We start from the raw sequence: 13984 nt of genomic DNA on the forward strand, positions 1-13984 counted from the left end.
GCTTAGATCGTTTAATTCGTAAATTTTACTTATGATTACGTGAAGAAAACATGAAAAATGAACCTTTTATGTGAATGAATCTACGAAAAAATAAAAAATGCGATCCCAATCTGCTCTGAAAAATCACCAACGCTTATCTATGTATGCCTTCGGCATCTAAGCGGGCAATGAATTCCACAACAGCAGGATGCTTTAGGAATGCCATAATCTCTTCAGCTCGTCGTTCTCCAATACCAGAAAACTGTCGCCACTGTTGTGCTGTCCATTGCTGTAATGCTAGCCAATTCACATGATCCAATGCGCTAACTGCGGAACGGGGAATAGGAAGACCCAGCGCAAGTAGCCAGCGGGATAACGGCATCTGTCGTGCCGACTGCAAGCTCTTATAGATATCTCGCGCCCGTTTATCACCCATGCCAGTGACTGCATTAAGCTGTGCCTCCGTCAAAGATAACCACGACAGCACATCTTCCAGTAAACCATGTTGCATCAAGCGCAGCCACATTCCGTCACGCACTCCCGTCAGGTTTAACCCATGTTCTCCACTCAACCAGACCAAGCGCGCCAGAAATTGCTGTTGGCAAACCGTACTATACCGAAAACAGCTAAAAGCATGGAAATCATGTTCACTGGGGGAAGCGATGGCAGGCCGCTCAGTGCTACGCCATACCACGTTATCCAGACGTGGGATCCCCTGACCCGCCAGACTGACGCTCACCCGATCGCCGGGCAACACGTCCCACTGTTTCCAACGAGACAGCGAACCCACATTCACCCTGCTGACCGATTTATCATCCAGTTTCAGAGGATTAAGTTTTAACACCACGGCGAGCTTACCCGTCCGCCCGACAGAAAATACAACATCAGTGACTTCCGCAACCTGATGAACAGGCGGATATTTCCACGCTATCGCCCAGTCGGCGGATGTATTACGCCAATAGCGCCCCTGAGGCTCTTTAGTCTGACGGAGAACCACGCCATCCGTCACGAAGGGCAGCGGGTTGTGATACCAATAATGGCGCCATTTTTCCGCGTCGGCGAATGACCCAATAGCATGGGTATAGTCCGCCGTCATGGCAAACCCCATTTCCGTTAATTTCTCCAGGCGTTCAGGCATCGTCTTTGGGCCATCCGGCCATTCCCAGATAAACAGGCCAATCTGCGACAACACGGGAGATGGCTGATGACGGCGCATTTCACCTGCCACCACCGAGCGCGCATTCACACCGCCCTGAATATGCTGGCGATGATCGGTCATCTTCAGGAAAAGCTCTCCCTGTAACACCAATAAGGAAGGTACATTGGTTAATAAATGAGGGATTCCTGGAATCAGACGAACTTTTTCCGTCCAGTCTTCGCCTTGCAGGCCGTTACCCCGGCTAACCGCAGATTCGAGCTTGCCGTGCTGATAGAACAGCGTAACGGCCACACCATCAACTTTTGGCTGAATCCATACATCCTCACGCTGAGCGATCCATGGCACCAACTGCTCGCGATCGGACAATTTCTTCAATCCCGTATGAGCAACGGGATGAAGTTGCTTGCCATGATCGGGTAACCGGACAGGAGCAACGCTTTGGGGCTGAAAACAGCCTAGCCACTGGTTTAACTGCTCTCGCAGTTGATCATAAACATCGTCTGCTACCGGGCTTTTCCCTTCGGTGTAATACACGTCATCCCACTGTTCTAACTGCTGACGTAATGCATCAATTTCTTTTCTGGAGCGGGTATTATCCCAATCGGGGCAGACCCCGGCCGCAGCCGAAAAACCGCTGATTCCCCCAACAATGATGATCAAAAATGCGCAAACCCTGAGCCACATAATCCCTCCAGCCATCCAGTAGCGAATGGCCGCAGTACATAGCAACAAAGAGGAGAATACGAGGTGAAAAAAGGAGAATTGCCAAACGCGCCGCAAGATGATTTATCGTTTGCAGAGCCAGTAAAAAAGACAGGAACGCGCGTCGCAATATCAAAAAGACACGTTGGCAAAAGATTTATCCGGTGACATAACGAAAAAACAGTCAGCGGAGAATTTATCGCAGCGCGACTGATGACATATTGGCGTGTATAATGCGGGGATATGCGCATTCTCCTGCCGCATATCTACATTCACCATCGTAACCATGAATAAAACTTCATTATGGCTCAAGGCACGTTATATATCGTTTCTGCTCCCAGTGGAGCCGGGAAATCCAGCCTGATTCAGGCGTTATTAAAAACCCAGCCGCTTTATGACACTCAGGTATCGATTTCGCATACCACTCGGGCTAAACGACCAGGAGAAAACCACGGCGAACACTATTTCTTCGTCGAAGTCGATGAATTTAAGCGTATGATTCAGGATAACGAGTTTCTGGAACACGCTGAAGTCTTTGGCAATTACTACGGTACATCCCGACCAGCCATTGAGCAGGTATTAGCGACGGGTGTTGATGTCTTTCTGGATATCGACTGGCAAGGCGCTCAGCAAATCCGTGCCCAGATGCCGCACGCGCGCAGTATTTTCATTCTGCCGCCGTCAAAAGAAGAACTGGCTCGCCGCCTGCGTGGCCGTGGACAAGACAGCGATGACGTCATTGCCCGCCGTATGTCTCAGGCTGTGGCTGAAATGACGCACTACGGCGAGTATGATTACCTGATTGTGAATGATGATTTCGATTTGGCGTTGCTCGATCTGAAAACCATTATTCGCGCCGAACGTCTGCGTTTGAGCAGACAACAGGTTCGGCATGATGCATTAATCACCAAACTATTGGCAGACTGACGCCTCTTTCAGTATGATGCCCAGTCATTTTATTTCCTGTGGAGTAGCACATTATGGCACGCGTAACTGTTCAAGACGCTGTAGAGAAAATTGGTAACCGTTTTGACCTGGTGTTGGTCGCTGCTCGTCGCGCCCGTCAAATCCAGACTGGCGGCAAAGATCCGCTGGTTCCTGAAGAAAACGATAAGTACACCGTGATCGCACTGCGTGAAATCGAAGAAGGTCTGATCAACAACCAGATTCTGGATGTTCGTGACCGTCAGGAACAGCAAGAGCAGGAAGCCGCAGAGATTCAGGCGGTTACCGCGATTGCTGAAGGCCGTCGTTAATCACACCACGAGTCGCCCTTGTACATTTTTGAAAGCCTTAATCTGCTGATTCAACGTTATCTGCCAGAAGATCAGATCAAACGTTTACAGCAGGCTTACTTAGTTGCACGTGATGCTCACGAGGGGCAGACTCGCTCCAGCGGTGAACCCTATATCACACACCCTGTTGCCGTCGCCTGTATTCTGGCGGAGATGCGTCTCGATTACGAAACGCTGATGGCAGCACTGCTGCATGATGTCATAGAAGACACCCCCGCCACCTATCAGGACATGGAACAGCTTTTTGGTAAAAGCGTTGCTGAACTGGTAGAGGGCGTGTCCAAGCTGGATAAACTGAAGTTCCGCGATAAGAAAGAAGCGCAGGCTGAAAACTTTCGCAAAATGATCATGGCGATGGTGCAAGACATTCGCGTCATCCTGATCAAACTCGCAGACCGTACCCATAACATGCGTACATTGGGCTCATTACGCCCAGACAAACGTCGCCGCATTGCCCGCGAAACACTGGAAATATACAGTCCGCTGGCACACCGACTGGGTATCCATCACCTCAAAACCGAGTTGGAAGAACTGGGTTTTGAGGCGCTGTATCCGAACCGTTATCGCGTCATTAAAGAGGTCGTCAAGGCCGCGCGCGGTAACCGCAAGGAAATGATCCAGAAAATCCTGTCGGAAATCGAAGGGCGTTTGACGGAAGCCGGGATTGCCTGCCGCGTCAGCGGCCGCGAAAAACACCTGTACTCCATCTATTGCAAAATGCACCTGAAAGAGCAGCGTTTTCATTCCATCATGGATATCTACGCGTTTCGGGTCATCGTCAAAGAGCTGGACACCTGCTATCGCGTGCTCGGTCAGGTTCACAGCCTGTATAAGCCGCGCCCGGGTCGGGTGAAAGACTATATCGCTATTCCCAAAGCCAACGGCTATCAATCGCTGCACACGTCGCTGATTGGTCCGCACGGCGTGCCGGTTGAAGTACAAATTCGCACCGACGACATGGATCAAATGGCGGAAATGGGTGTCGCCGCGCACTGGGCTTATAAAGAAGGCGAGAGCAGTACTACTGCTCAAGTACGCGCCCAACGCTGGATGCAGAGCCTGCTGGAACTTCAGCAAAGCGCCGGTAGCTCATTTGAATTTATCGAAAGCGTGAAGTCCGATCTCTTCCCTGACGAGATGTACGTCTTCACGCCGGAAGGCCGTATTGTGGAACTCCCCGCAGGTGCGACGCCCGTCGATTTCGCCTACGCGGTACACACCGATATCGGCCATGCGTGCGTCGGCGCACGCGTCGATCGTCAGCCTTACCCGCTATCACAGTCGCTCACCAGCGGCCAAACCGTTGAAATCATCACCGCACCAGGTGCCAGACCCAACGCCGCATGGCTTAACTTTGTCGTGAGCTCAAGAGCGCGTTCTAAAATCCGCCAGATGCTGAAAAACCTCAAGCGTGATGATTCCGTGAGCCTCGGCCGCCGTTTACTGAACCACGCGCTGGGCAATGGCCGTAAACTTTCCGATATCCCTGAGAAATCTATTCAGCTTGAGCTCGATCGCATGAAGCTCGCTACGCTGGACGATTTGATGGCGGAAATTGGTATGGGTAATGCCATGAGCGTCGTCGTGGCGAAGAATCTGCTGAACGAACAGTCTGAGCTGGGAACCACCGGGCTGCGCAAGTTGCCGATCAAAGGTGCAGATGGCGTCATGATCTCATTTGCCAAATGCTGCCGCCCTATCCCCGGCGACCCGATCATCGCCCACGTCAGCCCCGGTAAAGGGCTGGTTATCCACCATGAATCCTGTCGCAACATTCGCGGCTATCAGAAAGAACCTGAAAAATTCATGGCAGTAGAGTGGGATAAGGTGACGGAACAAGAGTTCATCGCTGAAATCAAAGTCGATATGTTCAACCATCAGGGCGCATTGGCTAACCTGACGGCAGCGATCAATGCCGCGAATTCCAATATTCAGAGCATCAACACGGAAGAGAGAGACGGCCGCGTATACAGCGCCTTTATCCGTCTTACCACCCTCGATCGCGTTCATCTGGCCAATATTATGCGTAAAATTCGCGTGATGCCGGATGTCATCAAAGTTAACCGTAACCGAAATTAATCGTCATGACCCCTCAACGTTATGCACGCATAAAAGAAATGCTCAACTGCCGTCAGCCCGATCTGACGATTTGCATGGAGCAGGTGCATAAGCCCCACAACATTTCTGCCGTTATCCGTACCGCAGATGCCGTCGGCGTGCATCAGGTTCATGCGATTTGGCCCACCAGCCGGATGAAAACGCTGGTTTCCTCCGCCGCAGGCAGCAATAGCTGGGTTCAGGTGAAAACTCATCGCAATATCGGTGATGCAGTCGGCCACCTGAAAGCAGAAGGCATGCAGGTTCTGGCGACCAATTTGTCTGAACACGCGGTCGATTTTCGGGAAATTGATTACACCCGCCCGACCTGCATTCTGCTCGGACAAGAAAAAACCGGGATTACTGCCGAAGCGCTCAAGCTGGCCGATCGGGACATCATTATTCCGATGACTGGCATGGTGCAATCGCTGAATGTCTCCGTAGCCTCGGCGTTGATCCTGTATGAAGCGCAGCGTCAGCGCCAGATTGCCGGCATGTACCAGCGTGAAGACAGCCCGCTGGATGAAGAAGAGCAACAGCGCCTGCTGTTTGAAGGGGGCTATCCGGTACTGGCACGCGTCGCGAAGCGCAAAGGGCTCCCTCGTCCTTATATTGACCATCAGGGTCAGATTGTAGCGGATACCCCGTGGTGGGCCGCGATGCAATCGTCGGAGTGCTGATGAAAGGCCGCCTGCTAAACACCCAACCGCTGAGTACACTCGCCGGCGTGGGTGCGAGTCAGGCAGCGAAGCTTGCGCGACTTGGGCTGGAAACCGTGCAGGATCTCCTGCTACATCTGCCTTTACGCTACGAAGACCGCACGCACCTTTACCCCATTGGCGATCTCCTTCCCGGCATGTATGCCACTGTGGAAGGTGAAATCCTACGCAACGACATCACCTTTGGCAGCCGTCGCATGTTGACCTGCCAAATCAGTGATGGCAGCGGCATGCTGACCATGCGCTTCTTCAATTTCAATGCGGCGATGAAAAACAGTCTCGCACCGGGACAGCGCGTTACGGCTTATGGCGAAATCAAGCGCGGCAAAATCGGCGCGGAAATCATCCATCCTGAATACCGTGTTCAAGGGGATAATACGCAGGTCGAGCTACAAGAATCACTCACGCCGGTTTATCCCTCCACAGAGGGTATTCGTCAGGCAACGCTACGCAAACTCACCGATCAGGCGCTGGAGCTGCTCGCCGCCAACCACATCGATGAGTTACTGCCTGAATCCCTGAGCCGTTCCCTCATTAGCCTGCCGGATGCGCTGCGCACGTTACATCGTCCCCCACCGGATATGCAGCTCAGCGAGCTGGAACACGGGAAACACCCGGCGCAGCAGCGGCTGATTATGGAAGAACTGCTGGCGCATAATCTGAGTATGCTCGCCGTACGGGCCGGTGAGCAGCGACATAAAGCCTCGCCGCTACAGGCTCAAGACGGCCTTAAGCAACGCCTGCTCGCCGCGCTGCCGTTCAACCCCACTCAGGCGCAAAAACGTGTCGTGGCGGAGATTGAAGCGGATATGGCAAAAGATTTCCCGATGATGCGTCTGGTGCAGGGCGATGTGGGCTCAGGGAAAACGCTGGTCGCCGCGCTGGCTGCATTGCGTGCCATTGCTAACGGCAAACAGGTCGCGCTGATGGCACCTACAGAGCTATTGGCCGAACAGCACGCCCATAATTTCCGTCAGTGGTTTGAACCACTGGGGCTTGAAGTGGGCTGGCTGGCTGGTAAACAGAAAGGAAAAGCGCGTCAGGCACAGCAGGACGCTATCGCTAACGGCCAGGTTTCCATGGTGGTCGGGACGCACGCCATTTTTCAGCAGCAGGTGAAATTCAACGGGCTGGCGTTAGTCATTATTGATGAACAACACCGCTTTGGCGTGCATCAACGCCTTGCGCTGTGGGAAAAAGGCGAAGAACAGGGCTTTCATCCCCATCAATTGATTATGACCGCCACACCGATTCCCCGCACGCTGGCGATGACTGCCTATGCCGATCTGGATACGTCCGTCATTGATGAACTGCCGCTGGGCAGAACGCCCGTCACCACGGTCGCCATACCGGATTCACGTCGCAACGATATCATCGAGCGCGTGAATAGCGCCTGCCAGCAGGAAGGGCGGCAGGCCTATTGGGTGTGTACGCTGATCGAAGAATCCGATCTACTAGAAGCACAGGCGGCAGAAGCCACCAGCGAAGAGTTGAAGGCTGCGCTGCCGAATCTCAAGGTCGGGTTGGTTCATGGCCGCATGAAAGCACAGGAAAAGCAGGCGGTGATGCAGGCTTTCAAACAGGGCGAACTACAACTGCTGGTGGCGACCACCGTCATCGAGGTGGGCGTGGATGTCCCCAACGCCAGTCTGATGATCATTGAGAACCCGGAGCGTTTGGGTCTGGCGCAACTGCACCAGTTGCGCGGGCGCGTCGGACGCGGCGCAGTTGCGTCTCACTGTGTACTGCTCTACAAAACGCCAATGAGCAAAACCGCACAGAAACGGCTTCAGGTTCTACGCGATAGCAACGATGGCTTTGTGATCGCTCAGCGCGATCTGGAAATTCGTGGACCGGGTGAATTATTAGGTACGCGACAAACGGGGAATGCCGAGTTCAAAGTGGCCGACCTCCTGCGCGATCAGGACTTGATTCCGCAGGTGCAGCGCGTTGCGCGCCATCTCCATGAACACTACCCCGAACATGCCATTGCGCTAATTGAACGCTGGCTACCCGAGCGCGCACGCTACACCAACGCCTAATCGCAGCAGCGCATTCTTCATTTCCCCCAAAAGTATCCCGTTAAATAATAAGGCTTTGCTTATCAGACGAAATTCATATCGAAAAGATGCGTTAGCAAACGTTTGCTTTCGACAAAGAGATCATTAAAATGCGCTCTTTGTCGTTTCAGGAACGCCAACTTACATCATGACTACCACCACGGAAACGTCCCAAACAGAAGCCGCTGCCGCACCTCAGCGCAGTGAACTCATCTATCGTCTTGAAGACAGGCCGCCGCTGCCGCAAACGCTGTTCGCCGCCAGCCAGCACCTGTTGGCCATGTTTGTTGCGGTGATTACCCCCGCGCTACTGATCTGTCAGGCATTGGGTTTACCCGCTCATGATACGCAGCGCATCATCAGCATGTCGCTTTTCGCTTCCGGTCTGGCCTCTATTCTACAAATTAAAACCTGGGGCCCCGTCGGTTCTGGCCTGCTGTCTATTCAGGGCACCAGCTTTAACTTCGTGACGCCACTGATTATGGGTGGATTGGCACTGAAGAATGGTGGCGCAGATGTTCCCACCATGATGGCGGCGCTGTTCGGTACGCTGATGGTCGCATCCTTCACTGAAATCATTCTTTCACGCTTCCTGCATTTAACCCGCCGCATCATTACCCCGCTGGTTTCCGGCATTGTGGTGATGATCATTGGTCTGTCGCTGATTCAGGTCGGCCTGACTTCTATCGGCGGCGGTTATGCCGCTATGGGTAATAACACCTTCGGTGCGCCTAAGAACTTATTGCTGGCAGGTGTGGTATTGCTGGTTATTATTCTGCTGAACCGCCAGCGTAACCCCTACCTGCGCGTCGCCTCGCTGGTGATTGCCATGGCGGTGGGTTATCTGGGTGCCTGGCTAATGGGTATGCTGCCGGAAAACACATCCTCGCAACACGATACAGCTATCATGGTGCCAACACCGCTGTATTACGGTTTAGGCTTTGACTGGAACCTGTTGATCCCGCTGATGCTGGTCTTCATGGTGACGTCGTTGGAAACCATCGGTGACATCACTGCAACCTCCGACGTTTCTGAGCAGCCAGTCAGAGGCCCGCTGTACATGAAACGTTTGAAAGGCGGCGTGCTGGCCAATGGCCTGAACTCTTGCCTTTCCGCCGTATTCAATACCTTCCCTAACTCTTGCTTCGGCCAGAATAACGGCGTCATCCAGCTTACTGGCGTTGCCAGCCGCTATGTGGGTTTCGTGGTTTCACTGATGCTGATCGCACTGGGGTTGTTCCCTGCCGTTAGCGGATTTGTGCAGCATATTCCAGAGCCGGTTCTGGGCGGCGCCACTATCGTAATGTTTGGTACGATCGCGGCGTCCGGTGTGCGCATTGTGTCCCGTGAGCCGTTGAACCGTCGCGCAATCATGATTATTGCGCTGTCGCTGGCCGTTGGCCTTGGCGTGTCTCAGCAGCCGCTGATTCTGCAATTTGCGCCGGATTGGATTAAAACATTACTGTCTTCCGGTATTGCCGCTGGCGGGATTACCGCAATCGTGCTGAATTTGGTTTTCCCACACGAAGAAAAATAGCGCCAGCCCGCAATAATTTCTGTTCAGTTCATGTAAAAGCGAGCGGTGATGCAACACCGCTCGCTTTTTACTGTCTGTAACAGCATTACCTATTGAGCCTTCAGGGAAATTGCGGCATAAGAACAGTTCTCCCTGACGATTGGCATGGACTGACACGATGAAATTTATCGGGAAATTATTGCTGACCCTACTGCTGCTAGCCTTTTTAGCGCTGGTAGTCGTATACGTATTACTGCAAACCAGTTGGGCGGCAGGCTGGGTAAGTAATTGGGTAAACCAGAACACCGACTACCAGTTGTCACTGGGAAAAATCAATCATGATTGGTCAACAGCCGATCACATCCAACTCACCGATGTCAGTTTTGGTCAGAAAAACCAGCCGCCGACGCTCACCGCCAAGCAGGTTTTAGCCGGGTTTAGCGTGCGTCAACTTACCGAACCACGTCATTTTGCCAGTCTGGAGCTAGAAGGCGGTACGTTAAACCTTTCTTCACAGGCCGCCACACTCCCTATCGAAGCCGATGTGCTACAGCTGCGTACGATGGCACTGCAGGCAAAGGACGGTGATTGGCGCCTGAATGGCCAGCAGATCAACGGCGGGATGACGCCGTGGCAACCCGAGGCGGGCTATCTACTGGGCAAGCAGGGGCAGTTCCAGCTCAGCGCCCGTTCACTCGAACTTAACGATATTCCCGCCAGCCAGGTCTTAGTTCAGGGCGAAATCAACCATAACCAGCTGATTCTGAACAATTTCGGCGCCGATGTTGCTCAAGGGCAGCTAACAGGCAACGCCAGCCGCGCGGAAGACGGCAGTTGGCAGATCGGTAACCTGCGACTCAGCAATGTCCGTTTGCAAACACAGAGAACGCCGGAAGCCTTCTGGCAGCCAGTGACCGAGCTGCCTTCCGTTACGGTCAACCGATTTGATCTGATTGATGCTCGTATTGAAGGGCCGGGATGGGCGTTTATCGATCTGGATGTTGCCCTGCAAAATGTCACGTTTAAGCAGAATGACTGGCAAAGCGAAGGGGGAACGCTGTCGTTCAATGCAACCGATATTGTGAACGGCAACATGCACCTTATCGACCCTATCGTGAATCTGGATTTGTCACCGGCAGGCGTTAACATCAAACAGTTTTCCACACGCTGGGAAGGCGGTTTACTGCGAACCAACGGCAACTGGCAACGTAGTAATCGACGCTTACAGCTGAACGAATTTGTTGTCGCAGGGATGGAGTACACACTCCCCGGCGACTGGCGTCAGCGGTGGCAAGCGACGCTGCCATCATGGCTGGCAGAAGTGAATGTGCGAAAATTCACGGCCAATCGCAACCTGCTGATCGATATCAACCCGGATTTCCCGTTCCAGCTCACCGCACTGGATGGCTACGGCAGTGATTTGCTGTTAGCACGCGACCACCAGTGGGGGGTCTGGACAGGATCGTTGAATCTTAATGCCAGCGACGCGACGTTCAATAAAGTCGATGTGCGCCGCCCTTCACTGGCACTGGTAGCCAACGATAACCAGATCGCCATTAACGAACTCAGCGCATTTACGCAAAATGGCATGCTGGAGGCCAAGGCGACCATCAGCCAGCAACCGGCACGTAATTTATCCCTGTCGCTGACGGGGCGCGCCGTGCCGCTGGATGTTCTGACGCGCTGGGGATGGCCAGAACCCGCAACCGCACCGACAGGCAACACGAATCTGCAATTACAGTTGAATGGGCGGCTTGCCGCCGATACACCGCTGAAGCCAACGCTAAACGGTACGCTGCAGGGTGTGGATAGCAACGATCGCCCAATCAGACAGCAAATGCATCAGGGAACCGTGGCAGAAACGCAAGAATGATTGCGCTTTCAATACACGGGGCCAGGCCGTTGGCAAATCTATTTACCAAATGGAAACGGGAGTAACGGAATAGAAGAGTAAAGCGTTTGCGCCAGGGACAAAAACGTCAGGAACGTTTTTGAACGTCGCTTGCGACGGCCCTGAAAGGGTGAATCTCAGGGATGAGATTCATATCTGCGCAAGCCGAGCTTACATGGACGTACTTGCAGCGTCTTTACGATCTATCCGTTACTCCCGCTCTACGGACTTTGTCAGCAACATCACACAGTCAGAATCACGTGTATTATTATGGCGAAATGCTGCTGGCTAACATGCAGCGTGATGTTCCGATAGGAAGGCCATCATAATATGGTCACTGCGAGTTAATCTACTTCCGAACCGCCTTCTTCCAGCGGTGCATCCGGCTGGGCAGGCAGCACGATATACACCCCTTCAAATAGCGCCCCTTTATTGTCATCACCGAACAGCTCGACATTTAACTGCACGCGTGCCTTACGCCCACGCGCCAGACGATCAAGATCGCCACTCAGCGACCCTAAATCAGCAATAGCACTTGGTCTGCCACTGACTGGCGCACTGTAACGAATGTGCGCATCCGCCAGAATAATCGTTCCACCGAGGTGCCGTTCACGCAGCAGCAGCCAGATCAGCCCCCAACCGGTGAGCGTCGCGAGAGAAAACATGCTGCCGGCAAAAAGCGTGTGGTGCGGGTTTTGGTTGCCCGTTTCAGGCATGGTGGTGATAAATTTCTTCCCAGTGTACTGGCTTATCCGCACCCCCATCTTTTCACTCAAAGGGATGTGATCGTACCAGGCCTGTTGTAGCTGTCCGCACCAGTCAGGGCGGTGCAAAATATCATCCAGCGTCGCCACCGGTTTAATCATCAGAAAGTGCCGCACAGGCGTCGTTTGTGGTGCAGTGATTTCGCCCTGGTTAACAAAACCCAGCTTGGAGAAGAAATCCATTGCGTCTTCACGGGCGCTACAGACCACACGCTTGACGCCTTCCTGACGCGCCACGGACTCCAGGGTAATCGCAAGCAACGTGCCTAACCCTTTCCCCCGCACGTCGGGATGAACCGCCAGGAAACGGATGGCCGCTTCATTATCCGCATTGATGGAAAGGCGGCCTATCGCGACCAGCCTTCCCTGTTCATCCACCACAGTTTGGTGATGTGCCAGAGCATCGTAGGCATCGCGCTCGGAGCCTAACGGCTGGCGCAGAGGTTTACGCAGCATTTCCCAGCGGAATTGATAGTACGCATCCAGTTCTTCTGCGCTTTCAGGTACTCTCAGATGATACATAACCCTTCCTCTATACCGAGATGCCTTATTGCATCGGGGTTCATAAGATCAGACCGCTGACAAACGGATACACGGCGCAATAGCGGCAACGGTGCCTGCAACGTTATGTCTGTAGCCAGAACGTCACCGGGCCGTCATTCACCAATGCCACTTTCATATCTGCCGCAAACTGCCCCGTTTCCGTGTGAACGCCTTGTTCACGACACTGTCCGACAAAATACTGATAGAGGCGATCGGCCTCCGAGGGATGTGCACCGCGAGAAAACCCAGGCCGCATGCCACGCTGCGTATCAGCCACCAGTGTAAACTGCGAAACCACCAGCACATTGCCGCCAGCCTGACGAACATTGAGATTCATTTTCCCGTCATCGTCACCGAATATGCGGTAGCCCAACACGCGCTCACAGAGTCGCGTGGCTTTTTGTTCGTCATCGCCCTGCTCAACGCCCAGCAAGATCAGCAAACCTTTATCGATCTCCCCAATAACCTTGCCTTCCACCGTAACGCTGGCGCTGGAAACCCGCTGAATTAGCGCAATCATAAAACCCAACAACTCCTGATGTCGTCATTCCCAATAGGGGCTGTGTCCGCCCCTGCGATATAAATCATGCTTTAGCTGTCGCCGCCTGCATAGCAAAAAAATCCGGCACCACCTGACGATCGGTCACCAGAATGCTGTGAATGCCCAAACTCTGTGCAGCATCGACGTTCGCGGCATTATCGTCAAAAAAGACAGCCTGCGCTGGCGTAACACCTTCCTGCGTCAGGACATACTGATAAATCGCCAATTCCGGCTTACGCAATCCAATATCTTGCGACAGATAGACCCTGTCAGCCGTTGCCCCCACTTCCGGGAATAACACCGGCCAGTGTGAACAATGAAGGCGGTTGGTGTTCGACAGAATCACCACGCGGTGCCCTTCCTGACGCAGGCGCTGCATGATGTCGATAACCTCAGGACGCAACGCGACAAAGATAGCCTGCCAGCCTGCGGTGAATTGCTCGAAGCTCAGAGCGATACCCATTTCCTGACATAGTCTGGTCGCAAATTCTTCATCGCTGATCTCACCCCGCTCATGCTGTTCAAACGCTTCGCCCATAACGAAACGTTCTTGCAACGTCGCGAGCGGCGCGCTACTCAGATTACTCCAGACGCCTAATACTCTTTTGAAATCAATATCGATGACGACATTACCCAAATCAAAGATATACAGCATGGCAGCCACCTCCTGACGTAATCGTAGGATTTTCACTGTAGCGGGAAATGGAGAAACTGAACA

12 protein-coding genes are annotated in these 13984 nt (G+C 53.3%); 8 read left to right on the top strand and 4 right to left on the bottom strand.

Features of this window, described 5'->3' with window-relative positions:
* Window positions 1–133: 133 nt before the first annotated feature.
* Window positions 134–1822 (bottom strand): NAD-dependent DNA ligase LigB, encoded by a 1689-nt coding sequence (gene ligB, locus AB8809_RS23275; RefSeq protein ID WP_349856911.1) that lies wholly within the window; start codon window positions 1820–1822, stop codon window positions 134–136.
* A 63-nt stretch (window positions 1823–1885) separates the two neighbouring features.
* Between ligB and AB8809_RS23280 the strand changes: the two genes are divergently transcribed.
* From AB8809_RS23280 to AB8809_RS23315, 8 genes are all read left to right on the top strand, one after another.
* Entirely contained in the window at window positions 1886–2008 is a 123-nt protein-coding gene (locus AB8809_RS23280; RefSeq protein ID WP_369986849.1) for a hypothetical protein, read from the top strand.
* A 135-nt stretch (window positions 2009–2143) separates the two neighbouring features.
* On the top strand, window positions 2144–2767 hold the full coding sequence (gene gmk, locus AB8809_RS23285) for a guanylate kinase (RefSeq protein WP_015842292.1): 624 nt from the start codon (window positions 2144–2146) through the stop codon (window positions 2765–2767).
* 53 nt (window positions 2768–2820) lie between these two features.
* Complete coding sequence (gene rpoZ, locus AB8809_RS23290; protein WP_005968230.1) at window positions 2821–3096, top strand: DNA-directed RNA polymerase subunit omega; 276 nt, start codon at window positions 2821–2823, stop codon at window positions 3094–3096.
* An 18-nt stretch (window positions 3097–3114) separates the two neighbouring features.
* Window positions 3115–5214: a bifunctional GTP diphosphokinase/guanosine-3',5'-bis pyrophosphate 3'-pyrophosphohydrolase gene (gene spoT / locus AB8809_RS23295; protein WP_015842293.1), complete on the top strand. Its 2100-nt coding sequence runs from the start codon at window positions 3115–3117 to the stop codon at window positions 5212–5214.
* Window positions 5215–5219: 5 nt separating this feature from the next.
* Complete coding sequence (trmH, locus tag AB8809_RS23300) at window positions 5220–5912, top strand: tRNA (guanosine(18)-2'-O)-methyltransferase TrmH (protein WP_014913643.1); 693 nt, start codon at window positions 5220–5222, stop codon at window positions 5910–5912.
* Entirely contained in the window at window positions 5912–7993 is a 2082-nt protein-coding gene (gene recG, locus AB8809_RS23305; protein ID WP_349856941.1) for an ATP-dependent DNA helicase RecG, read from the top strand. Before trmH ends, recG begins: the two co-directional genes overlap by 1 nt.
* Window positions 7994–8159: 166 nt before the next feature.
* Window positions 8160–9548: an NCS2 family protein gene (locus tag AB8809_RS23310; RefSeq protein ID WP_015842295.1), complete on the top strand. Its 1389-nt coding sequence runs from the start codon at window positions 8160–8162 to the stop codon at window positions 9546–9548.
* A 157-nt stretch (window positions 9549–9705) separates the two neighbouring features.
* Window positions 9706–11400, top strand: a complete 1695-nt coding sequence (locus tag AB8809_RS23315) for an AsmA family protein (protein WP_349856914.1) — start codon at window positions 9706–9708, stop codon at window positions 11398–11400.
* 362 nt (window positions 11401–11762) lie between these two features.
* On the opposite strand, the gene fabY is transcribed toward AB8809_RS23315, so the two are convergent.
* The 3 genes from fabY to yihX form a co-directional block, all read right to left on the bottom strand.
* Entirely contained in the window at window positions 11763–12704 is a 942-nt protein-coding gene (fabY, locus tag AB8809_RS23320; RefSeq protein ID WP_349856915.1) for a fatty acid biosynthesis protein FabY, read from the bottom strand.
* Between the two features lie 103 nt (window positions 12705–12807).
* Window positions 12808–13245 carry a D-aminoacyl-tRNA deacylase gene (dtd, locus tag AB8809_RS23325; RefSeq protein ID WP_015842298.1) on the bottom strand — a complete coding sequence of 146 codons (438 nt, stop codon included), beginning with the start codon at window positions 13243–13245 and terminating at the stop codon, window positions 12808–12810.
* Window positions 13246–13309: 64 nt separating this feature from the next.
* Window positions 13310–13921 carry a glucose-1-phosphatase gene (gene yihX, locus AB8809_RS23330; protein WP_180778761.1) on the bottom strand — a complete coding sequence of 204 codons (612 nt, stop codon included), beginning with the start codon at window positions 13919–13921 and terminating at the stop codon, window positions 13310–13312.
* Window positions 13922–13984 lie beyond the last annotated feature (63 nt).

Source organism: Pectobacterium aroidearum (assembly GCF_041228105.1).
GTDB classification, from domain to species: Bacteria; Pseudomonadota; Gammaproteobacteria; order Enterobacterales; family Enterobacteriaceae; genus Pectobacterium; species Pectobacterium aroidearum.